This is a genomic window from Mesorhizobium sp. dw_380 (genome assembly GCF_018588885.1).
In the GTDB taxonomy this organism is placed as follows: Bacteria; Pseudomonadota; Alphaproteobacteria; order Rhizobiales; family Rhizobiaceae; genus Mesorhizobium.
Genome location: NZ_JAFFIW010000029.1, coordinates 16032 through 36638 on the forward strand (window position 1 = coordinate 16032; position 20607 = coordinate 36638).

The window sequence follows — 20607 nt, forward strand, 5'->3', positions numbered from 1 at the left end:
GCGAACACGTATTCCAATGGAGAGTTCAATGAATATTGCTTCCACCTTGAAGACGACGGGACGGGCGGCCCTTCTGGGCTCGCTCGCTCTCGCAGCATTGGGCAGCGTCGCCGCTTTCGCGCAGGAGGCTGCTCCCGCTGCCGCAGCTGCCGCACCGGCCGCCGCGCCCGCTCCGGTGCTCGACACCGGCAACACCGCCTGGATGCTGACCTCGACGGCTCTGGTGCTGATGATGACCGTCCCGGGCCTGGCGCTGTTCTACGGCGGCATGGTGCGCAAGAAGAACGTGCTCGCCACCATCATGCAGAGCTTCGCCATCACCTGCCTGGTGACGGTGCTGTGGTTCATGTTCGGTTATTCGCTTGCCTTCTCCGACGGCGGCGGCATGAACAGCTATCTTGGCGGCACCTCGAAATTCTTCCATCACGGTATCACCACTGCCTCGCTGTGGCTGCCGGGCGTCGCGAACATTCCTGAATTCGTCTTCTCGATGTTCCAGATGACCTTCGCCATCATCACCCCGGCGCTGATTGCCGGCGCCTTCGCAGAACGCTTCAAATTCTCGGGGCTGCTGATCTTCATGGCGCTGTGGCTGCTGGTCGTCTACGTGCCGATCGCGCATTGGGTCTGGGGCGGCGGTTTCCTCGGCACGGCTGGTGTGCTCGACTTCGCCGGCGGCACGGTTGTCCACATCAACGCCGGTGTTGCCGGTCTGGTCTGCGCGCTGGTTCTGGGCAAGCGCGAAGGCTACGGCACCACCAACATGGCGCCGCACAACCTGGTCTATTCGGTGATCGGCGCCTCGCTGCTGTGGGTCGGCTGGTTCGGCTTCAACGCCGGTTCGGAACTGGCGGCTGACGGCCTTGCCGGTGCCGCCATGCTCAACACCCAGGTTGCCACCGCTGCGGCGGCGCTGGCCTGGATGTTCGCCGAATGGATCATCGCCAAGAAGCCATCCGTGCTCGGCATCATCTCGGGTGCCGTCGCCGGCCTCGTCGCGGTGACGCCGGCTTCCGGCTTCGTCAACCCGACCGGCGCCTTCATCGTCGGCATCGTCGCCGGCGTGGTCTGCTACATCTCAGCGGTCAAGGTGAAGCACATCTTCGGCTATGACGACTCGCTCGACGCTTTCGGCGTGCATGGCATCGGCGGCATCATCGGTGCGCTGCTCACCGGCGTGCTCGCGGATCCGGCGATCAACAGCCTGTCGTCGGGCGCTTCGCTCGGCAAGCAGCTCTACGGCGTCGCTGTCACCATCGTGTGGACAGCGATCGCCACCTTCGTGATCCTCTATGTCGTCAAGGCACTCGTCGGGCTGCGTCCGTCGACCCAGGAAGAGGTTGAAGGCCTCGACATCTCCCAGCATGGCGAAGTGGTGCCGTAAGGCCAGCCTCGCCAAGAGGCCGGCGGATCCTCCTCCCGCCGGCCTCTTGTTTCTTTCTCGCAATTTTGAACGGAGACGGTTGCACGTCGCCCTGAAAAAGATCCCGTCGTGATGCTCCCGAAAGGAGTTCACGCCTTGAGGCCCGGATCACATCCGGGCCTCTTTTTTGGCAAATTCATCCTGGTCGGCCCAAGTCCGCGCAATCACGTTCGCGTGAACAAGCTTTTCGAGGAAACATTGACCGCCCTGGTCCCGAACTGTGGGAACGATCGCCGTTTCTGACGATCGTTTTTTAAACACAGGGAAGGAATTTTCTCATGAATCTCAAGAATATCTGCCTGGGAGCGCTTGCTCTTTCCATGATCGGCGGCGTGGCATTTGCCGGCGCTCTTGATGAACCGGACAATATGGCGCCGTTCTTCACCGATTCCAGCATGAAAACCATGAAGCCGATGGCGGAATTCAAGGCAGCCTTCATGGCCATGCCGAAGGAGAAGCAGGACGCCATGATGAAGGAATGCCAGGACGCGGCGATGAGCAAGCCGCACGCCGAGTTCTGCGCCAATGTGAAGGCGCTCGGCGGCGCCAACAAGTAACACGCTGCCTGACCAAACGAACGGATGGCGGGCCGCGGTGCCCGCCATTTTTCATGCGGGGTACGTGCGCCGGGAGATCTCCATGTCAAGAGGATGGTCACCGGCAGCCTTATAGTTAATGCAGCCTTAACCTTCCCACGGCTAGTCTGGCATCCGAATCTCCCGGAGTGCGTCATGCGCTCGGGCCAGGCAATCACTGACGGGGAAGAGCATGCGTTCAGGGGCTTCAGCACCGCTCGCGCTGGCCGATACGGGGCACGGCATCCAGGCTTTCGCGCGGCGCCAGGCCGGCCGCCTCGTCGGTGCCGGCCTGTTCCTGGCGGTCGCCTTCGGGGTAGCCAGCCTCGCCACCTGGAACGTCGCCGATCCAAGCTTCTCGCATGCCACGAACAACATCGTCACCAACGCCATGGGCTATGCCGGCGCCGTGTTCTCCGACCTGGCCACGCAGTTCTTCGGCCTCGCCGCCGTTGCCGCGCTGGTTCCGGCCGTGATCTGGGGCTATTTGCTGTTTTCGGCGCGCGGAGTCGACAGGCTGCCCAAGCGCGGCCTGTTCTGGTTCGGTTTCGCGCTGCTCGCCGCCGCGATCGCCGGCTGCATCGTTCCGCCCAAGACCTGGCCGCTGCCCACCGGCCTCGGCGGCGTGTTCGGCGACATGGTGCTCAAGATTCCCGGCCTCCTCATCGGTGGCTATCCGACCGGGCTGATCGCCAGCGTGCTCGCAATATTGCTGGCCGGTCCGGCGCTCTGGCTGTTCGCCTATGGTTCGGCGCTGATCGGCCGCAAGAACGGCTTTGCCGTCATGGAAGAACCGACGGCCGCGGACCCGCGCGAGGACGATCTTCTGTTCGACAATGACGAGGACGAGGGCGACGAGGGCATATTGGCGCTCGGCGCCATCACCCATTGGTGGCTCTCGTTGCGCGCGTGGATGCATCGGCGCGCCGTGCGCCGCCAGCAGGAACGGGACGAGTACGAGCAGGAGGTGGAGCCGCGCGCCAGCGCCTGGCGCCGCGCCGCCGAACGGGTCGAATCGGCCGAGTTCGCTGAATCGCGCATGAGCCATGACGGCCGCGCCCGCGTCGAGCCGGAATTCTTCGCGGCCATGGTCAATGATCGCAGCGTTTCCGTCGATCCGGATGATGACGATGTCTTCGCCCGTGACGACGAGGACATGGATTTCGACGAGGAGCCCGTCCGGCGCCGGACGGCCTCCACCGCCAAGGTGCAGCAGTTCCGTTCCGATGCCGCCACCCGCGTCGAGGCGCCGGCGGCGCGCCCCGTGCCGGGCGCGCGCGTCCAGCGCGAGGCACAGACCTCGCTGATCGGTTCGGACAAGTTCGAAATGCCGTCGCTGCATTTCCTGTCCGAGCCGAAGAACGTGGCGCGCGACCCGAGCCTGTCGAAGGACGCGCTGGAACAGAATGCGCGGCTGCTCGAAGGCGTGCTGGAGGATTTCGGCGTCAAGGGCGAGATCATCGCCGTACGCCCGGGTCCGGTGGTCACCCTCTATGAGCTCGAACCGGCGCCGGGCATCAAATCCTCGCGTGTCATCGGCCTGTCCGACGACATCGCCCGCTCGATGAGCGCGATCGCCTGCCGCGTCGCCGTGGTGCCGGGCCGCAACGCCATCGGCATCGAACTGCCGAACGCCAAGCGCGAGACGGTGTATCTCAGGGAAATCATGGCCAGCCGCGATTTCGAGACCACCAAGGCCAAGCTGGCGCTGGCGCTGGGCAAGACCATCAATGGCGAGGCTGTCATCGTCGACATCGCCAAGATGCCGCACGTGCTGGTGGCCGGCACCACCGGCTCGGGCAAGTCGGTCGCCATCAACACCATGATCCTGTCGCTGCTCTATAGGCTCACGCCGCAGGAATGCCGGCTGATCATGATCGATCCGAAGATGCTGGAACTCTCGGTCTATGACGGCATCCCGCATCTTTTGACGCCCGTCGTCACCGATCCGAAGAAGGCGGTGGTGGCGCTGAAATGGACCGTGCGCGAGATGGAGGACCGCTACCGCAAGATGTCGAAGGTCGGCGTGCGCAACATCGACGGTTTCAACGCACGCGTCCAACAGGCCGAGAAAAAGGGCGAAAAAATCTCGCGTACCGTGCAGACCGGCTTCGACCGCCAGACCGGCGAGGCGATCTACGAGACCGAGGATCTCGATCTTGAGCCGATGCCCTATATCGTCGTCATCATCGACGAAATGGCCGACCTGATGATGGTCGCCGGCAAGGACATCGAAGGTGCCGTGCAGCGCCTGGCGCAGATGGCGCGTGCCGCCGGCATCCATGTCATCATGGCGACGCAGCGACCTTCGGTCGACGTCATCACCGGCACCATCAAAGCCAATTTCCCGACCCGCATCTCCTTCCAGGTCACATCCAAGATCGACAGCCGCACCATCCTGGGCGAGCAGGGCGCCGAGCAGCTGCTCGGCATGGGCGACATGCTCTACATGGCCGGCGGCGGCCGCATCCAGCGCGTGCACGGCCCGTTCGTCTCCGACGATGAGGTCGAGAAGATCGTCGGGCACCTGAAGCTGCAGGGCGTGCCCGAATATCTCGACGCCATCACCGAGGATGACGACGAGGACGATGACGAACCGTCCGGCAAGGGCGGCTCCGGTGGTGGCGGTAGTGGCGGCAATTTTGAGGATTCCGACGATCCCTACGACCAGGCGGTGGCCGTGGTGCTGCGCGACGGCAAGGCGTCGACCAGCTACATCCAGCGCCGTCTCGGCATCGGCTACAACCGCGCCGCCTCGATCATCGAGAAGATGGAAAAGGAAGGCATTGTCGGCCCGGCCAACCACGCGGGAAAGCGCGAGATCCTGGTGCCAACCGAAGACGACAAGTTCTGACGGCTCACGGCAACCTTGAACCGTCCGGCGCGTTGAAGCGACACCGCGCCACTCAGCCGCCAAACTTCAGCCCAACTGGGGGTCCAGGACAGCCACAGGTATAGGAATCACCATGCGAGTGACCGACATGAAAAACGATCTTTCCGCGCTCAGCGGTTTTACGCCCACCCGCCGCCAGCTGCTTGGCCTCGGCCTTGTGGTTGCGGGTGCCGCCGCCATCAATGTGGCGCCCGGATTCGAGTTGCTGGCCTCGGCGCAGGCGGCCGTGCCGGCGGCCGCGCAGAAGATCGCCGACCATTTCTCCGCGGTCAAATCGATGAGCGGCGAATTCGTCCAGTTCGGCCCCAAGGGCGAGCAGACCGGCGGCAAGTTCTTCCTGGAACGGCCGGGCAAGATCCGCTTCAACTATGACGGGGCATCGAATTTCAAGGTGATTTCGGACGGCAAGTCGGTGGTCATCCTCAACAAGAAAATGAACACGTCCGATCTCTATCCGCTGTCGAAGACACCGCTGAAATTGCTGCTCGATGATCGCATCGATCTCTCCGGCGACCGCGTCAAGAGCGTCAAGGAAGAGGACGATCTCACCACCATCCAGCTCGCCGACAAATCGGTGTTCGGCAATGCGCGGATCACCATGATGTTCGATCCGAAAACCTATGATCTGCGCCAGTGGACGATCACCGACGCGCAAGGCAAGGACACCACGGTGATGATCTTCAACACCAAGGAAGGCGTCAGCTTCGCGCCAGACACCTTTGCCATCGATTATACGGCCAACCGCGAGCTGAACACGAAGACAAGATAGTTTCCGTCGCTGCGGCAAGTTTTCGGGCGCTGGCGCTGCCCCTCATCTGGCTGCCGCCATCTTCTCCCCGTGAACGGGGAGAAGGACGCCGGCATAGACGATTTCGCCAATTGCAAGTGTTGGAAGAAGGCGCCGCGGTCCGGCCAGCTTCTTTCTCCCCGTTTACGGGGAGAAATGCCCGGCAGGGCAATGAGGGGCAGCGCCGAGATCAATAATTGGCACCTGGCTTGTCTTTGCGGCGCGCGGCTGGCAGTTTCCGGACCGACTTCTTTCAAAAAAGGCGTCATCACCTGTTCGAGCCACCCGGCGGTGGCGGGTTTTGCGCGGTCCCGGAATCTTTGCATGCCCTTTTCCATCGCTACCTGGAACATCAATTCCGTTCGCCTGCGCATGCCGATCGTCGAGCGCCTGCTTCTGGAGCATGCGCCCGACGTGCTTTGCCTGCAGGAAACCAAGGTTCCCGACGAGCTGTTTCCGGAGAAGGCGTTCCGCAAGCTCGGCTACGGGCACATCGCCTTCTATGGCCAGAAGGGCTATCACGGCGTGGCGACCGTGGCGCGACGGCCGATCGCGGTGGTCGAGAAGCGCCGCTTCTGCGAGATCGAGGACAGCCGGCATTTGTCGGTGACGGTACGGGCCGGCGGCAAGACGATCCTGCTGCATAATTTCTACGTTCCGGCGGGCGGCGACGAACCGGATCCCGAGATCAACAAGAAGTTCAAGCACAAGCTCGATTTCGTCGCCGAGATGAACGCCATCCGCGCCGAGCACAGCGAAGTATCGGCCTCGGTGCTGGTCGGCGACCTCAACATCGCGCCGCTAGAGCACGATGTCTGGTCGCACAAGCAATTGCTCAACGTGGTCAGCCACACGCCGGTCGAGACCGAGAATTTCGAGGCGATGCGGCTCGCCGGCGATTGGGTGGACCTGATGCGGCTCAACGTGCCGCTCGAACAGAAGCTCTACACCTGGTGGAGTTATCGCGCTCAGGATTGGGAGCTTTCCAATCGCGGCCGGCGGCTTGACCATGTCTGGTCGTCGCCAAACCTGGTGCCCGATTTCGCCGGCTACGAAATCCTGAGGGCGGCGCGCGGCTGGGAACGGCCGTCGGACCATGTGCCCGTCATCGCACGGTTCGATCTGGATTAGAATCTGAAAGGTGGAGGTCCGACGACTGGAAGCTGCTATGCCGCGATCCGTCCCGCCAGCATCGAAAAGGTCTGCACCGAGCGGTAATGCACTCACTCCGAAAAGCGTGGCGCGAGTTCCTCGATGCGGCGGATCAGGGCCTGGAATTCCTCCGAGATGCGCTGGTGGAGTTTCACCGCCACTTCTGGATATTCCTCCAGGATGCGGCGGAACATCTTGCGGCTGAGCCGGATCACTTCCGAATCGATTTCGGCCGACGCGCTGGTCAGCCGGTTGGTGTCGGCGATCAACGCCAGTTCGCTGAGCATGGTGCCGGGGCCAGCCTCGCCGATCGGGATGCGGTCGCCGTTTTGTTCGCGATAGAGCACGATGAGCCCGCTGACGACGACATAGGCCGAGTCAGCCATGTCGTCCTCGCGATAGAGCTTGTGGTTGGCCTGCAAAAAGGTGGTCTCGGCGCCGAAGGCGAGCAGGCGCAACTGTTCCTGGGTGAAGCCTTCGAAAAGCCTCACGCCTGACAGGATGCGGATATCGTCATCCAGCGCCATCTCTAGCTGCGTCCCCGAACGGTCAGTCCAATCCCTCCCTCTGCGATACGATCCAGAATCTCCTCCAACCGGATCGTACCCGAAAGCGGCCCCGCCCAGACCGCTTACTGAACAATGAAATGTTTAAGGAACCAGCTTGTAGCCGCCGCTTTCTGTCACAAGAATTTCCGCATTGGAAGGATCACGCTCGATCTTCTGGCGCAGCCGGTAGACGTGGGTTTCCAGCGTGTGCGTGGTGACGCCTGAATTGTAGCCCCAGACCTCCTCGAGCAGCACGTCGCGCGTCACCACCTTCTGGTCGGCGCGATAGAGATATTTGATGATCGAGGCTTCCTTCTCCGTCAGCCGCACCTTGCCGCCGCGCGGGTCGATGAGCAGCTTCTGGCTGGGCTTGAAGGTGTAGGGGCCGACCGAGAAGGTGGCGTCCTCACTCTGCTCGTGCTGGCGCAACTGGGCGCGGATGCGCGCCAACAGCACCGCGAAGCGGAACGGCTTCGTCACATAGTCGTTGGCGCCGGCCTCGAGACCCAGAATCGTGTCCGAATCGGTGTCGTGGCCGGTCAGCATGATGATGGGCGCCTTGTAGCCGCCCTTGCGCAGGATCTTGACGGCCTCGCGGCCATCCATGTCGGGCAGGCCGACATCCATGATGAGCAGGTCGATGAGGCCACCACGTGCCGTGGCGACGCCTTTTGCCGCAGTCGATTCCTGCAGAACGTCGAATTCCTCGTAGAGGGCCAGTTGCTCGACCAGTGTGCCGCGCAGGTCGTCATCGTCATCGACGATCAGGATGGTGCGTGAAGTCATGGATCAATCCGTTGTTTTAAAAAGTGAATTCAGTTGACCGCTGCGTATTTATGCGGAAGCTGGCCGACACAATAGCCGATCACAGTGATTTGTTCCGTGGCACGATCATACAAGAAAAAACGCGATCGCAATGCAGCCGGCGCAATTTTGCCAAAACGGCTGCGCGTGCTGACCGTGCGGGCAAGGCCGGGCCACCCAAGCCAAGGCCTGCTGCAGGCCGGGAAAATGGTGTTTGCGTGTGCGCTGGGGCGCGGCGGCATCTCGGCCGGCAAGCGCGAGGGCGACGGCGCGACGCCGCTCGGTCCGATGCGGATCCTGTCGGGTTATTTCCGCGGAGATCAGTTTGCCGCCGGCCGCGGGACGCGGCTGGCGATGACGCCGATCGGGCCTGATCTGGGCTGGTGCGAGGTGCCTGACGACCGCAACTATAACAGGCCGGTCAAGATTCCCTATGGCGCCAGCCATGAACGCATGCGGCGCGACGATCGGCTCTATGACGCCTGCCTGGTGCTCGACTGGAACATCGCGCCACGCCGCAGGGGGCGCGGCAGCGCCATCTTCTTCCACCTGGCGCGTCCGGGTTTCACACCGACGGAAGGCTGCGTGGCGGTGACCGCGCGCACGATGGCCCGGCTGCTGCCGCTGCTGTCGGATCGGACGGTGATGAGGGTGGTGAGGTAGTAGGGAATAGGCAGTAGGGAATAGGCAGTGGGGAGTAGGCAGTGGGGAGTAGGCAGTGGGGAGTAGGGATTAGGCGAAAAGAGCATATTTTCCCTACTGCCTACTGCCTACTGCCTACTGCCTATTCCGCCCCGGCTGCTGCCAACCCGTACCCAGCAGGCCGATTTCGCGGAGCTCCCGATCCATCGCCTGTGCGACGTCCCGGCGCTCGGCGCCGATGTCACGCAGTTGACTGTCGGAGAGACCCTCCAGCGACTCGTGCGGAAGGCGGAGGGCGGCCCGCGCCTGACGGAGCCAATCGATCGCAGCGCGAAGCCAGACTGCCATGCCGGAGCGGGATGTATGGGACTTCAGAACGATCTCGGTCATGGCTTTATCCGCTTTCCCCGGATATCAAATCCGGTTTGAAGGTGTTTTGATGCTGCAATCATGCCGGATTGAAAAATAAACAGGAAACGAGTAGTTCTTTTCAGATCATCAAGTTTTATTTGGAGATCTGATGTCCCGTCTCCTGCCTGGGACGCGTGCGCTGAGGACCTTCGAGGCGGCGGCGCGCCATCTTAATTTCACCCGCGCCGCCGACGAGCTTGGGCTGACGCCGGCTGCGGTCAGCCACCAGATCAAGGAAATCGAGGATCAGCTCGACCTGGTGCTGTTCACGCGCACCAGCCGCACCATCAGGCTGACGGAAGCCGGAAACGTGCTGTTCGAGGCCTCGATCGACGCGCTCGACCTGCTCAACCGGGCAGTGTCCCGCGCCCGCAAGGTGACGCGCGGCACGACGCTGCTGAAAGTGACGCTCGACGCACAGTTTGCGACAAAATGGCTGATGCGGCGCATCGACGATTTCCGCAGTCAGAAACCGGGCATCGAGTTGCGCTTCGACATCACCTATGATGTCAGGGACTTCGAACGCGACGACGTCGATATCGGCATTCGCTTCGGCGCCGGCAAATATCCGGGGCTTTGCGCGCACCGGCTGTTCGAAAACATCATCATCCCGGTGTGCAGCCCGGCGCTGCTCGCCTCAGGCCCGCCGCTCAATGAACCGCGCGACCTCTTCCAGCACACGCTCGCGCATATCGAATGGTCGCGGCAAGGCGTCACCTGGCCGAACTGGAGCATGTGGATGCAGGCGGCCGGCGTCGACGACTACGACGACAGCCGCACCCTTGTCTTCGGGTCCTCGACCGATGCCACGCAGGCAGCACTCGACGGCAACGCGGTGGCGCTGGCCGACTTCGCCATGGTGGCCAGCGACCTGTCGCAAGGGCGTCTTGTCCGCCCCTTCGAGCTCGGCATCAAGGTCGCGCCGGAGTTCGCTTATTTCCTGGTTTATCCGGAAGCCGTGAAGGATGACGCACGCATCGCCGCGTTTCGCGAATGGCTTCTCGAGGAGGCGGCGAAGACGCACGGCACGGACAAGGCATAGGCGGGCCCGCGCCGAACTCGCCTTTCGCCATCATCAACGCACCGTCTCAGCTAGCCGCGGCGCCGAACCAGCCGATCACCGCGCCGACGATCAGCAAGACACCCAGCCAGTGACCGCCATCGATGAGGGTCAGGTCCCAGCCGAAATTCTCGTAGCGATGGTTGACCGAAAGCGTGGTGGCGATGAAACCCAGCCAGAGCACGAAGCCGAAGATCACGCCGGCGAGCAATGTCGGCTCACCGCCGGTCATCGCGCCGACCACCAGGGCCATGATGTAGGCCATGAGCAGTTCGGCGATGAAGCTGATGACAAACGGCAATGGCGATTTCTTCATCGTCGCCGGATCGAGCTTGGCGGCCTTGAGCCACGGCTTGCTCAAGGCCATGTACCAGGCTGCGCCGAACAGCCAGGCGACGACGGCGGCGGCGATGACCGCCAGCCAATTCACTGCTGAAAAGTCCATGAGCTTCCCCCTCCAGATGCAGATTTATGGAAACGCCTGTTCGGCGATGACGTCAAGCAAGTTGCCAGACAGTGGTGCGCTTGATCTCGGCATCCTCGAGTGCCCGCGTCACCGGCACCTCGTAGAGGCCTAACGGCTCCAGCCCCGATCGCGGCAGATAGGAGCGGCCGGGATCGCCGACCAGGACATCGGCGCCACGCGCCTTGAGCGTCGCGAACCACGGCGTCAGCCGGTCGGCGAAAGACTTGTCGTAGAAGACGTCGCCGGCCAGGATCACGTCCCAGCCAGCATCGGTGCCGACGCAGTCCGTGCCGAGGAATTCGATCCTGGTATCATTGACCTCGCTGTTGAGGCGGATCGCGGTGGCGCAGAACGGGTCGATATCGGCGGCGGTTACCGCGGCGGCACCCGCCTTGGCGGCGGCAATGGCGACGAGGCCGGAACCCGAGGCGAAGTCGAGCACGCGCTTGCCCCGCACCCTGTCGGGATTGTCTATGACATAGCGGGCGAGGCCCTGGCCGCCGGCCCAGGCAAACGCCCAGAAGGGCGGCGGCAGGCCGATCTCAACAAGTTCGTCCTCGGTCCGCTGCCACAATTCGTGCGCTTCATCGGCGAGGTGCAGAAGAATTTCCGGCACGTGCGGCGGCGCCATCAGCGCCGTGTTGTCGAGGATGAACTGCCTCGCGCCGTGCGGGGTGAGCGCCGTCACGGAGCTGGCGTCAGGCCGCCCATGCGGCAGACTTCCTTCCATTCGGCCGGCGTGACCGGCTGCACGGAAAGCCGGCCGAGCCGCACCAGGGCCATGTCGGCAAGCTTGGGATTGGCCTTGACCTCTTCCAGCGTCGGCGGGTTGGGCATGTCCTTGACGGCGCGGATGTCGACGCATTCCCAGCGCGGGTCGTCAGTCGTGCTGTCAGGATGGGCCAGCGCACAGACCTCGGCGATGCCGACCACGTTCAACCCCTCATTGGAATGGTAGAAGAAGCCGAGATCGCCGATCTGCATCGCCTTCATATTGTTGCGGGCGGCGTAATTGCGCACGCCGTCCCATTGCGTGCCGGCCTTGCCCTTGGCCTTCAGCGCCTCGAAGGAGAAGACCGAAGGTTCGGATTTGAACAGCCAGTAGTTCATGTCTTTGCTCCTCCTTGCGCTCCAGCGAGCAGGATTTAACTAACCGCAGGCTTGTTGAAGGTCCAGTTCCACTGGCGGATTTCAACGCTTTCGAACAGCCCGGCCTTGGCGTAGGGGTCGGCGGCCGACAAGGCTTGGGCGCCGGCCATATCAGGCGCCTCGACGACCACCAGGCTGCCGTTGGGCTTGCCTTCGGCATCAAGGAACGGACCGGCAAAGGCGAGCTTCTTCTCGCCGTTCAATCCTTCGAGAAAGGCGACATGCTCGGGCCGCGTGTCGAGGCGCACCTGCAGCTTTCCCGGCCTGTCCTTGCAAATCAACGCAAACAGCATGGTCTTTCTCCTGGTCTTAGGGTCGAGGTTGGGGGGATCAATCGTTGGTTTCGGTCTTCAGCGGCCGGGTCATCAAGGCCGTCACAGCCTGGCTTATGGTGATGTTGCCATCCAGTATGGCCGCCACGGCGGCGATGATCGGCGCATCGATGCCGCGCTCGGCGGCGATGCGGGCGGCGATGGCTGCCGTCGGCACGCCCTCGGCCAGCGGCAGTCCGGAAAGCGGCTTGCCTTGCCCGAGCGCCAGCCCATAGGCGAAATTGCGCGATTGCGCCGACGAGCAGGTCAGCAACAGGTCGCCAAGGCCGGAAAGTCCCATCAAGGTTTCGGGCCTGGCACCGAAGGCGGCACCGATGCGGCGCAGTTCGACGAAGCCGCGCGTCACCATGGCGGCCTGGGCACTGGCGCCGAGCTCGGCGCCGGTGACGGCACCCGCGGCAATGGCAAAGACATTCTTCAGCGCGCCGCCGATCTCGACGCCGATCAGATCGTCGCTCGAATAGCAGCGCAGGTTTTGCGCGGAAAAGCGGGCGGCAATGTCGGCGGCCAAGGTCTCGTCGCGGGCGGCGACCACCACCGCCGTCGGCAATCCCCGGGCGACATCGCTGGCGAAGCTTGGGCCGGATAACGCCGCGACCGGGTTTTGCGGCAGGATCTCTTCGACGATGGCCGACAGCAAGGCGCCGGTGTCGCGCTCGATACCCTTGGCGCAGAGAACAAGCGGTATGCCGGGAGGCATATGCGGCTTGGTGGCTGCCAGCATGGCGCGCAGCGATTGCGCTGGCGCCACCGCCAGCACGCAATCGGCGCCGTCGAGCGCCGCCTGAACGTTGCTCGTCGCCACGATGCCGGCCTGGAGCGCGACGCCCGGCAGATAGCGTGGATTTTCGCCGCGGTCGATCGCGGCGACGGTGTCGGGGTCGCGCGCATAAAGGCGGACGAAATGGCCGGCGCGCAGCATGGCCAGCGCCAAAGCGGTGCCCCAGGCCCCGCCGCCGAGCACGGCAACGCGCCAGCCGGTTGGCGCAGTGCCGCTGCCGCTCATGCCTCCCTCGATCATGCTCGCCTCGGTCATGCCTTGGCTCCGCGCCGGCCGGAGCCGACCATCGGCGCCGAGATGCTGTCCAGCGGCCAGCGCGAACGCGGCACGAAGTCGAAGCCGTTCTCCTGCGCCATGCCTTCGCGCAGGCGTTCGATGCCGGCCCAGGCGATCATCGCCGCATTGTCGGTGCAAAGTTTCAGCGGCGGCGCGACGAAGGTGAAGCCGGCGTCAGTGCAGAGCCGCTCAAGCGTCGCCTTGATCGTGCGGTTGGCGGCAACGCCGCCGGCAACCACCAGTGCCGGATTTTCTGTGCCGGGAAATGTTTCGCTGAACCGTGCCAGCGCGCGAGAAACGCGGTCGGCAAGCGCATCGGCAACCGCCGCCTGGAACGAGGCGCAGATGTCGGCGACGTCCTGATCGCTCAGAGGCTCGATGGCCGTCGCCGCCTGCCGCACCGCAGTCTTCAAACCGGAGAAGGAGAAATCAGGCTGCGCCGAGCCTTTCATCGGACGCGGAAAGGCGAAGCGCGAGGCATCGCCCGGTTGTGCCGCCTTTTCGACGTTCGGACCGCCGGGATAGGGCAGACCGAGCATTTTGGCCGTCTTGTCGAAGGCTTCGCCGAGCGCGTCGTCGATGGTGGTCGCCCAGCGCTGATAGTCGCCGACGCCGCGCACGGCCAGGATCTGCGTGTGGCCGCCGGAGACCAGCAGCAGCAGATAGGGGAAATCGAGCCCGTCGGTCAGCCTGGCGGTCAAGGCATGGCCTTCAAGGTGATTGATGGCGATCAGCGGCTTGCCCGCCGCCGCCGCGATCGCCTTGGCCGTCATCAGCCCGACGATCAGGCCGCCGACAAGGCCGGGGCCGGCGGTGGCCGCGATCGCATCGATATCGGCAAGCGCGGTGCTCGAATCGGCAAGGGCGGCCTCGATGATGCCGTCCAGCGCCTCGACATGGGCGCGTGCGGCGATTTCGGGCACGACGCCGCCGAAAGCGGCATGTTCCTCGATCTGGCTGAGCACGACGTTTGACAGGATTTTCGGCGCGGCGTCGCCCTCCAGCGCCACGACGCTGGCGGCGGTCTCGTCGCAACTCGTCTCAATGCCCAGAACGCGGATCAATTCGTCGCTGCCCTCGAAGATTGTGTCGTGAGGCTTTCCCCGCTAGGAGAAAGCCCCGAACGCCTCGGTTATCTCAGTCGCATTTCTGCGACGCCAAGTGGCTCCACTTGGCTGCAAATGCTACGGTCGGGGGTTATCACGGACGGCGCGCCATGCAAACAATCTTCAAAATCGGAACACGCGGCAGCCCGCTCGCACTGGCGCAGGCGCATGAAACGCAGGCGCGGCTGATGACCGCCCATGCCCTACCGGCGGAGGCATTCGAGGTGGTCGTCATCTCGACCAGCGGCGACCGTATCCAGGACCGTCCGCTTTCGGAAGCCGGCGGCAAGGGCCTGTTCACCAAGGAGATCGAGGAGGCGCTGCTGGCGGGCGCGATCGACATTGCCGTGCATTCGTCCAAGGACATGCCGACGCAGCTGCCCGACGGCCTGGAGCTCTCCGCCTTCCTGCCGCGCGAGGATGCCCGCGACGCCTTTGTCGGCAAGGCGGCGAAAACCATCGCCGAACTCCCACGCGGGGCCAAGGTCGGGTCGTCGTCGCTCAGGCGGCAGGCGCTGATCCGCCGCATGCGGCCGGATCTCGACGTGGTGATGTTCCGCGGCAATGTGCAGACGCGCCTGCGCAAGCTGGACGAAGGCGTCGCCGCCGGTACCATACTCGCCTATGCCGGGTTGAAACGGCTGGGCCTGGAACACGTTGTCAGCGATTTGATGCCGCTCGACATCTTTCCGCCGGCGCCGGGCCAGGGCGCGATCGGCATCGAGACCCGCATCGGCGATCGCGCCGTCGAAAAGATGCTGGTGGCGATCCATGATGTGCCGACCGGACAGGCGCTCGCCTGCGAGCGCGCCTTCCTGGCGGCGCTCGACGGCTCCTGCCGGACGCCGATCGCCGGTTATGCGGCCATCGAGGCCGGAAAACTCTCCTTTGCCGGCCTGATCATCTCGCCCGACGGCACGCAGTCGCACACGGTCGAGCTGCAGGGAGCGGCGCAGGACGCCGCCCGCATCGGCACGGAAGCCGCGAGAACGGTGCGGGCCAAAGCCGGCGAAGAGTTCTTCGCCGGCTGGCTCTGAAATGCTTCGCGTCCTGGTGACCAGGCCGGAACCGGGCGCTTCGCGCACGGCACGGCGGCTTCTGGAGACGGGTTTTCAGCCGGTTCTCCTGCCGTTGACCGAAACCGTGGCCTTGCCCGTGGACGCCGGACAGGTTCCGGGTGACGCTGTCGCCGTTGCCGTCACCAGCGCCAACGCCGTGCGCCATGCCGCAAAAGAGGTAATGGCGGCTCTTGCTGCCTTGCCTTGCCACGCCGTGGGAAAGCGGACGGCCGAGGCCGCGCGCAATGCAGGGTTCTTGTCCGTGACCGAGGGTCCGGGGGATGCCGAGGCGCTGGCCGAAAGCATCGCGGCGGCGTTTCCCGGCAAGGTGATCGTCTATCTCTGCGGGCGCGTACGGTTTGCGGTGTTCGAACAGAGGCTGGACGCGGCTGGAGTCCAGGTCTTCGCCATTGAAACATACGACACATCAGCGGTGTGGTACCCGGACGAGACCATCCTTGCGCTGACGTCAGGCCAGCCGGTCGATGCGGTGCTGCTCTATTCGGCTAACGCAGCTGCCGCCATGCAGGTCTTGACCAGCAGGCCTGCTTTGAAAGGGCTCTTTGAAAAGACACGATTTTTGGCGCTTTCCGCCCGCATTGCGGCCGCGTTTGGCGACAGCGCCGGCAAAGCAATCGGCATTGCCGCACGGCCCGACGAGGAGGCGCTGCTGGCCCTTTTGGATATGCGGGTCTGAGCCGCGTCATCACACCACCCCTTTTCACCGCTTGGTGATGTGCTAGACCCTTTCCGAACCATCACGCGCCGCCAGGCGTTGAGACGAAGCGAATTTTGCGGAGCCCAGCCATGGTCAAGACGCCGAAGATGCGACACTCGAAAAGCCGCCGCGAGCCGGTGACGATCGATCTCGAACCCGGCGCCGTCTCCCGCATCGTCGACGAGGATACCGGCAAGGATGCCGGGGACGGGAATGCGGCCCAGACCGACGAAGCGAAGGCCGAGGAAGCCGCGAACGCCTCGCAGCCGGAGGCTCCGGAAGAGCCGGTGCATGCCGACCAGGCCGATCTCGAACCCTGGGAGCATTCTGATGCCGCCGCGGCCGACGCGCCGGCAGAGGGCAAGGCCGCCGAACCGGAAATGCCCTATCCCGGTTCGGATGCGCCGCCCAGCCGCGACTACAGTTTTGAGGACGCTAGCACGAAGACCGGCGAGACCAAGGCGGCTTCGGGAAAAACCGAGGCAAGGAGCCAACCGATGGCAGCGCAGCCGAAGCGTGGCGGCCTCAACGGCATCGCCGCCGGTATCATCGGCGGTGTCATCGCGCTGGTCGGCGCCGGCGGCCTGCAGTTTGCCGGCCTGCTCGGCGCGCCGGGTTCCGGCGCCCGCGTCTCGCTCGACGCCGTCAACGGCGAGATCGCCACGCTGAAGAGCGAAATCGCCGGCCTGAAGGAAACCGGCGGCAACGCCGACGCGTCGGCCAAGGTCGACGGCCTGTCGACGGCACTCGATCAGGTCAAGAGCGATGTCGCGGCCCTGAAATCGGCGGTCGAAAAAGGCGGCGCGGGCGACAATGCCGGGCTTGCCGCACTGGGCGACAAGGTCAAGCAGATCGAGACGGCGGTTGCAGCGCTGGGCAAGGCCGGCAGCACGGCACCGGTCGATCTTGGCCCGCTCAACGAAAAAATGGTCGGCCTCGATGCGCTGGTGAAGTCGACCAGTGAGGCGGCGAAGGCGCAGGAAGGCCGGCTTGCCGCGCTCGAACAATCGGTGTCGCAGCTCTCCGGCAAGGTCGATGCCCAGGCATCTCAGCCGAAGATCGCGCTCGCCATCGCCGCTTCGGCGCTGAAGGCGGCGGCGCTCGAACGCGGTGCGCCGTTCTCGGCCGAACTCGATACGCTGGCCGCGATTTCGCCGAACGCACCGGAAATCGCGACGCTGCGCCCCTATGCCGAGAAAGGCGTCCCGACCCGCACCGAGATCGCCTCGCAGATGGATGCCGCCGCCAATGCCATGATCGCAGCCGCGACGCCGGTCGACCAGAACGCCGGCTTCCTGCAGAACCTGATGTCGAGCGCCGAATCGTTGGTCAAGGTCCGGCCGATCGGCGCGGTCGAAGGTGCCGGCGCGCCGGAAACCGTGGCGCGCATCGAAGTTGCGGTCAACCAGGGCGACTACGCCAAGGCGCTCAGCGAATACAACACGCTGCCGGAGGCCGCGAAGGCCGCGGGCGCCGACTTTGCCGGCAAACTGAAGGCGCGCATCGAGGTCGAAACACAGGTCGACGCACTGATCTCCGGCGCGATGAAGGCATGAGGGCAACACGATGATCCGCCTGCTCGCCTTCCTCATCGTCGTCTTTGCGCTCGGGTTGGGTTTTGCCTGGCTGGCCGACCGGCCGGGCGACATGGTCGTCACCTTCAACGGCTATCAGTACCAGGTCAGTCTGATGGTGGCGGCGGTGGCCGTCGTTGCCGTCGTCGCCGCGGTGATGATCCTGTGGTGGCTGATCAAGTCGCTGTGGAACAGCCCCTACACCATCTCGCGCTATTTCCGCGTGCGCCGCCGCGACCGCGGCTATCAGGCGCTGTCGACCGGCATGATCGCCGCCGGCGCCGGCGACGGCGCGCTGGCCCGCAAGAAGACCAAGGAAGCGGCCAAGCTGATCCGCTCCGACCAGGAACCGCTGATCCATCTGCTCGAGGCACAGGCGTCGCTGCTCGAGGGCGACCATGAGGGCGCGCGGCAGAAATTCGAGAGCATGCTCGACGATCCCGAAATGCGGCTGCTCGGCCTGCGCGGGCTTTACCTGGAAGCCGAACGGCTGGGCGACCGAAATGCCGCCCGGCACTATGCCGGGCGTGCCGCCGCAATGGCACCGCAACTGGCCTGGGCGGCCGAATCGACGCTGGAGGAGCTGACCGCGCGCGGTGATTGGGACGGTGCCTTGAAACTCGTCGATGCGCAGAAGTCGACACGGCAGATCGAACGCGACGCCGCCAACCGCCGGCGTGCCGTGCTGTTGACCGCCAAGGCGCAATCGCTCGCCGACAGCGATCCTTCTGCTGCAAGGACCGCAGCGCTGGAGGCGAACAAGCTGCGGCCGGATTTCGCGCCCGCCGCCGTTGCCGCCGCCGCCGCGCTGTTCAAGCAGAACGATGTACGCAAGGGCTCGAAGATCCTCGAAGCAGCGTGGAAGGCCGAGCCGCATCCCGAGATCGCCGAACTCTACACCCATGCCCGTCCGGGCGACGCGGTGCTCGACCGCCTCAACCGGGCGAAGAAGCTGCAGGAGATGAAGAAGAACCACGCCGAATCGTCGATGACGGTGGCGCGTGCCGCGCTCGACGCGCAGGATTTTTCGACCGCCCGCCGCGAGGCCGAGGCTGCGATCCGGATGGACCGCCGCGAAGGCGCCTATCTGCTCCTGGCCGATATCGAGGAGGCCGAGACCAGCGACCAGGGCAAGGTGCGGCAGCTGCTCTCCAAGGCGGTGCGGGCGCCGCGTGATCCGGCCTGGGTGGCCGACGGCGTCGTTTCGGAGCGCTGGGGGCCGGTATCGCCGGTCACCGGACGGCTCGACGCCTTCGAGTGGCGCGCGCCGATGGAGCGGATTGGCCAGCTGATCGACAGCCACGACGATGCGCCTGACGCCGCCGTGCCGGTCATCGAAGCGTTGGCGAAGCCGGCCAGCGAAAAGCCGATCGACGCGATCGATCATGCGACGGCAGGTGACGAGGCAACAGGCAAGGACGCCGAAAGCCGGGAGGACCATGTCACCCCGGTCACCGCGGCGGCGTTCGCGGCGGTGCCGGCCGATGCCGAGGCCGTCGAGCCGGCCGAAGAGCTGACGCGCTTACCTGACGATCCGGGCGTCGATCCGGACGACGAGGCGGAAAAGTCACCACGCCGGTTCCGGCTGTTTTGATTCGGCCATTGGGGCCGTCGGGAATGGATTGATGTTCGAGCGCGTTCTGTCGTTTCTCAGGGATTTGCCGGCCGGCGCCGGCGCGCGCAGCAGCGCCGACGATCCGCGCGTCGCCGCCTCTGCGCTGCTCTATCATGTGATGAATGCCGACGGCGTGCGCCAGGATGTCGAGTGGGAGCGGTTCAAGGCGGTGCTGGCGGAGAGCTATTCGATCAGCGGCGCCGAAGTCGAAGCGCTCGCGGCCGCCGGCGAGCGGGCGGACAATGAGGCGATCGATCTCTATGCCTTCACCAGCGTGCTCAAGCGCCATCTCGACGCGGAGGGCCGCAAGGCGTTCATCGGCTTGATGTGGGAGATCGTCTATGCCGATGGCGAGCTGCACGAACTCGAGGACAACACGGTGTGGCGCGTCGCCGAACTGATCGGCGTCGAACGCCGCGACCGCGTCGAGGCGCGCCAGAAGGCGGCAGCGCACGCGCCGGGCGCCCGTGGAACCTCGAGCGACGAATAGAAGGGATCTCGCGCAACGATGTCACCCAGGACGCGTTCGAAGCCAAAAATCCTGATCGTGCTGCATCAGGAGAATTCGAGCCCCGGACGCGTCGGCCACATGCTCCTGGAAGAGGGCTTCGAGCTCGACATCCGCCGCCCGCCGCTGGGTGACGCCTTGCCGGAAACGCTGGATGGCCATGCCGGCACGGTGGTGTTCGGCGGGCCGATGAGCGCCAATGACGAGGACGAGTTCGTCCGCCGCGAGACCAACTGGCTGGAAATCCCGCTCAGGGAAAACCGGCCACTGCTGGGCATCTGCCTTGGCGCGCAGATGCTGGTCAACCATCTCGGCGGCCGGGTCGAGGGGCACGGCGAAGGGCTGGTCGAGATCGGCTGGTATCCGCTCAGGGCGACCGAGGCGGGCAAGAGGCTGATGCATTGGCCCGAGATGGTCTACCAGTTCCACCGCGAGGGGTTTTCGCTGCCCAGGGACGCGACGCTGCTGGCGACAGCCGACACCTATCCCAACCAGGCCTTCCGCTATGGCGACAATGCCTGGGGCCTCCAGTTCCATGGCGAACTGACAAGGGTGATGATGCAGCGCTGGGTGGTGCGCGGCGCGCATCGCTTCGAGCTGCCGGGCGCGCAGCCAGGCCGCGATCACCTTGGCGGCCGGCTGATCTGGGACTTACATCTGAAGCGCTGGCTGGACGAGTTCCTGCGGACGGTTTTCGGCAAGCCGGCACGATAGCTCTATCTTTTCGAT

At 64.6% G+C, this 20607-nt stretch carries 22 protein-coding genes; 13 read left to right on the forward strand and 9 right to left on the reverse strand.

Going from position 1 to position 20607, the window contains the following annotated elements; all coding sequences use genetic code 11:
• Window positions 1–28: 28 nt before the first annotated feature.
• From JT360_RS23545 to JT360_RS23565, 5 genes are all read left to right on the forward strand, one after another.
• On the forward strand, window positions 29–1384 hold the full coding sequence (locus JT360_RS23545; protein WP_214474533.1) for an ammonium transporter: 1356 nt from the start codon (window positions 29–31) through the stop codon (window positions 1382–1384).
• Window positions 1385–1701: 317 nt separating this feature from the next.
• Window positions 1702–1980 carry a hypothetical protein gene (locus JT360_RS23550; RefSeq protein WP_214474534.1) on the forward strand — a complete coding sequence of 93 codons (279 nt, stop codon included), beginning with the start codon at window positions 1702–1704 and terminating at the stop codon, window positions 1978–1980.
• A 211-nt stretch (window positions 1981–2191) separates the two neighbouring features.
• Window positions 2192–4852, forward strand: coding sequence for a DNA translocase FtsK (locus JT360_RS23555; protein ID WP_214474535.1), 2661 nt, complete (start codon window positions 2192–2194; stop codon window positions 4850–4852).
• 127 nt (window positions 4853–4979) lie between these two features.
• The gene (locus JT360_RS23560) at window positions 4980–5660 is read left to right on the forward strand and encodes an outer membrane lipoprotein carrier protein LolA (protein ID WP_214474602.1); all 681 of its coding nucleotides are present in this window, start codon (window positions 4980–4982) and stop codon (window positions 5658–5660) included.
• A gap of 342 nt (window positions 5661–6002) precedes the next feature.
• On the forward strand, window positions 6003–6809 hold the full coding sequence (locus JT360_RS23565; protein WP_214474536.1) for an exodeoxyribonuclease III: 807 nt from the start codon (window positions 6003–6005) through the stop codon (window positions 6807–6809).
• A gap of 92 nt (window positions 6810–6901) precedes the next feature.
• Here JT360_RS23565 and JT360_RS23570 read toward each other — a convergent pair whose 3' ends face one another.
• The gene (locus JT360_RS23570; RefSeq protein ID WP_214474537.1) at window positions 6902–7357 is read right to left on the reverse strand and encodes a Crp/Fnr family transcriptional regulator; all 456 of its coding nucleotides are present in this window, start codon (window positions 7355–7357) and stop codon (window positions 6902–6904) included.
• A gap of 123 nt (window positions 7358–7480) precedes the next feature.
• Window positions 7481–8164 (reverse strand): response regulator transcription factor, encoded by a 684-nt coding sequence (locus JT360_RS23575; RefSeq protein WP_214474538.1) that lies wholly within the window; start codon window positions 8162–8164, stop codon window positions 7481–7483.
• A gap of 84 nt (window positions 8165–8248) precedes the next feature.
• Between JT360_RS23575 and JT360_RS23580 the strand changes: the two genes are divergently transcribed.
• On the forward strand, window positions 8249–8845 hold the full coding sequence (locus JT360_RS23580; RefSeq protein ID WP_352128205.1) for a L,D-transpeptidase family protein: 597 nt from the start codon (window positions 8249–8251) through the stop codon (window positions 8843–8845).
• Between the two features lie 114 nt (window positions 8846–8959).
• Here JT360_RS23580 and JT360_RS23585 read toward each other — a convergent pair whose 3' ends face one another.
• Window positions 8960–9214, reverse strand: a complete 255-nt coding sequence (locus tag JT360_RS23585) for a hypothetical protein (protein ID WP_214474540.1) — start codon at window positions 9212–9214, stop codon at window positions 8960–8962.
• Window positions 9215–9344: 130 nt separating this feature from the next.
• Between JT360_RS23585 and gcvA the strand changes: the two genes are divergently transcribed.
• The gene (gcvA, locus tag JT360_RS23590) at window positions 9345–10277 is read left to right on the forward strand and encodes a transcriptional regulator GcvA (RefSeq protein WP_214474542.1); all 933 of its coding nucleotides are present in this window, start codon (window positions 9345–9347) and stop codon (window positions 10275–10277) included.
• Between the two features lie 46 nt (window positions 10278–10323).
• Here gcvA and JT360_RS23595 read toward each other — a convergent pair whose 3' ends face one another.
• The 6 genes from JT360_RS23595 to tsaD are packed head-to-tail and all read right to left on the reverse strand — an operon-like array spanning window position 10324 to window position 14360.
• Window positions 10324–10740 (reverse strand): DUF1761 domain-containing protein, encoded by a 417-nt coding sequence (locus JT360_RS23595; protein ID WP_214474544.1) that lies wholly within the window; start codon window positions 10738–10740, stop codon window positions 10324–10326.
• Window positions 10741–10792: 52 nt separating this feature from the next.
• On the reverse strand, window positions 10793–11491 hold the full coding sequence (locus tag JT360_RS23600) for a class I SAM-dependent methyltransferase (RefSeq protein ID WP_214474546.1): 699 nt from the start codon (window positions 11489–11491) through the stop codon (window positions 10793–10795).
• Complete coding sequence (locus JT360_RS23605) at window positions 11446–11871, reverse strand: EVE domain-containing protein (protein ID WP_214474548.1); 426 nt, start codon at window positions 11869–11871, stop codon at window positions 11446–11448. The genes JT360_RS23600 and JT360_RS23605 overlap by 46 nt, the downstream gene beginning before the upstream one ends.
• 35 nt (window positions 11872–11906) lie before the next feature.
• A complete protein-coding gene (locus JT360_RS23610; RefSeq protein WP_214474550.1) occupies window positions 11907–12203 on the reverse strand; it encodes a YciI-like protein in 297 nt (98 codons plus the stop codon).
• Between the two features lie 37 nt (window positions 12204–12240).
• Window positions 12241–13263 (reverse strand): NAD(P)H-dependent glycerol-3-phosphate dehydrogenase, encoded by a 1023-nt coding sequence (locus JT360_RS23615; protein ID WP_214474605.1) that lies wholly within the window; start codon window positions 13261–13263, stop codon window positions 12241–12243.
• Between the two features lie 11 nt (window positions 13264–13274).
• Entirely contained in the window at window positions 13275–14360 is a 1086-nt protein-coding gene (tsaD, locus tag JT360_RS23620; RefSeq protein ID WP_214474606.1) for a tRNA (adenosine(37)-N6)-threonylcarbamoyltransferase complex transferase subunit TsaD, read from the reverse strand.
• A gap of 155 nt (window positions 14361–14515) precedes the next feature.
• Between tsaD and hemC the strand changes: the two genes are divergently transcribed.
• From hemC to JT360_RS23650, 6 genes are all read left to right on the forward strand, one after another.
• The gene (hemC, locus tag JT360_RS23625; RefSeq protein ID WP_214474551.1) at window positions 14516–15442 is read left to right on the forward strand and encodes a hydroxymethylbilane synthase; all 927 of its coding nucleotides are present in this window, start codon (window positions 14516–14518) and stop codon (window positions 15440–15442) included.
• A 1-nt stretch (window position 15443) separates the two neighbouring features.
• Entirely contained in the window at window positions 15444–16160 is a 717-nt protein-coding gene (locus JT360_RS23630; RefSeq protein WP_214474552.1) for a uroporphyrinogen-III synthase, read from the forward strand.
• 110 nt (window positions 16161–16270) lie between these two features.
• Window positions 16271–17737: a COG4223 family protein gene (locus JT360_RS23635; protein ID WP_214474553.1), complete on the forward strand. Its 1467-nt coding sequence runs from the start codon at window positions 16271–16273 to the stop codon at window positions 17735–17737.
• A gap of 10 nt (window positions 17738–17747) precedes the next feature.
• Window positions 17748–19349 carry a heme biosynthesis protein HemY gene (locus JT360_RS23640; protein ID WP_214474554.1) on the forward strand — a complete coding sequence of 534 codons (1602 nt, stop codon included), beginning with the start codon at window positions 17748–17750 and terminating at the stop codon, window positions 19347–19349.
• Between the two features lie 31 nt (window positions 19350–19380).
• Window positions 19381–19860: a tellurite resistance TerB family protein gene (locus JT360_RS23645; RefSeq protein ID WP_214474556.1), complete on the forward strand. Its 480-nt coding sequence runs from the start codon at window positions 19381–19383 to the stop codon at window positions 19858–19860.
• Window positions 19861–19878: 18 nt separating this feature from the next.
• Window positions 19879–20592 (forward strand): glutamine amidotransferase, encoded by a 714-nt coding sequence (locus tag JT360_RS23650; RefSeq protein ID WP_214474558.1) that lies wholly within the window; start codon window positions 19879–19881, stop codon window positions 20590–20592.
• Window positions 20593–20607 lie beyond the last annotated feature (15 nt).

Bases quoted from the DNA above. Each gene is read 5' to 3' on its own strand.
- JT360_RS23640 (WP_214474554.1), top strand. From the start codon at position 17,748: ATGATCCGCCTGCTCGCCTTCCTCATCGTCGTCTTTGCGCTCGGGTTG.
- JT360_RS23615 (WP_214474605.1), bottom strand. From the start codon at position 13,263: ATGATCGAGGGAGGCATGAGCGGCAGCGGCACTGCGCCAACCGGCTGG.
- JT360_RS23650 (WP_214474558.1), top strand. From the start codon at position 19,879: ATGTCACCCAGGACGCGTTCGAAGCCAAAAATCCTGATCGTGCTGCAT.
- JT360_RS23630 (WP_214474552.1), top strand. From the start codon at position 15,444: ATGCTTCGCGTCCTGGTGACCAGGCCGGAACCGGGCGCTTCGCGCACG.
- JT360_RS23645 (WP_214474556.1), top strand. From the start codon at position 19,381: ATGTTCGAGCGCGTTCTGTCGTTTCTCAGGGATTTGCCGGCCGGCGCC.
- JT360_RS23605 (WP_214474548.1), bottom strand. From the start codon at position 11,871: ATGAACTACTGGCTGTTCAAATCCGAACCTTCGGTCTTCTCCTTCGAG.
- JT360_RS23565 (WP_214474536.1), top strand. From the start codon at position 6,003: ATGCCCTTTTCCATCGCTACCTGGAACATCAATTCCGTTCGCCTGCGC.
- JT360_RS23555 (WP_214474535.1), top strand. From the start codon at position 2,192: ATGCGTTCAGGGGCTTCAGCACCGCTCGCGCTGGCCGATACGGGGCAC.
- JT360_RS23560 (WP_214474602.1), top strand. From the start codon at position 4,980: ATGAAAAACGATCTTTCCGCGCTCAGCGGTTTTACGCCCACCCGCCGC.
- JT360_RS23545 (WP_214474533.1), top strand. From the start codon at position 29: ATGAATATTGCTTCCACCTTGAAGACGACGGGACGGGCGGCCCTTCTG.
- JT360_RS23595 (WP_214474544.1), bottom strand. From the start codon at position 10,740: ATGGACTTTTCAGCAGTGAATTGGCTGGCGGTCATCGCCGCCGCCGTC.
- JT360_RS23585 (WP_214474540.1), bottom strand. From the start codon at position 9,214: ATGACCGAGATCGTTCTGAAGTCCCATACATCCCGCTCCGGCATGGCA.
- JT360_RS23575 (WP_214474538.1), bottom strand. From the start codon at position 8,164: ATGACTTCACGCACCATCCTGATCGTCGATGACGATGACGACCTGCGC.
- hemC (WP_214474551.1), top strand. From the start codon at position 14,516: ATGCAAACAATCTTCAAAATCGGAACACGCGGCAGCCCGCTCGCACTG.
- JT360_RS23570 (WP_214474537.1), bottom strand. From the start codon at position 7,357: ATGGCGCTGGATGACGATATCCGCATCCTGTCAGGCGTGAGGCTTTTC.
- JT360_RS23600 (WP_214474546.1), bottom strand. From the start codon at position 11,491: ATGGAAGGAAGTCTGCCGCATGGGCGGCCTGACGCCAGCTCCGTGACG.
- gcvA (WP_214474542.1), top strand. From the start codon at position 9,345: ATGTCCCGTCTCCTGCCTGGGACGCGTGCGCTGAGGACCTTCGAGGCG.
- JT360_RS23635 (WP_214474553.1), top strand. From the start codon at position 16,271: ATGGTCAAGACGCCGAAGATGCGACACTCGAAAAGCCGCCGCGAGCCG.
- JT360_RS23610 (WP_214474550.1), bottom strand. From the start codon at position 12,203: ATGCTGTTTGCGTTGATTTGCAAGGACAGGCCGGGAAAGCTGCAGGTG.
- JT360_RS23550 (WP_214474534.1), top strand. From the start codon at position 1,702: ATGAATCTCAAGAATATCTGCCTGGGAGCGCTTGCTCTTTCCATGATC.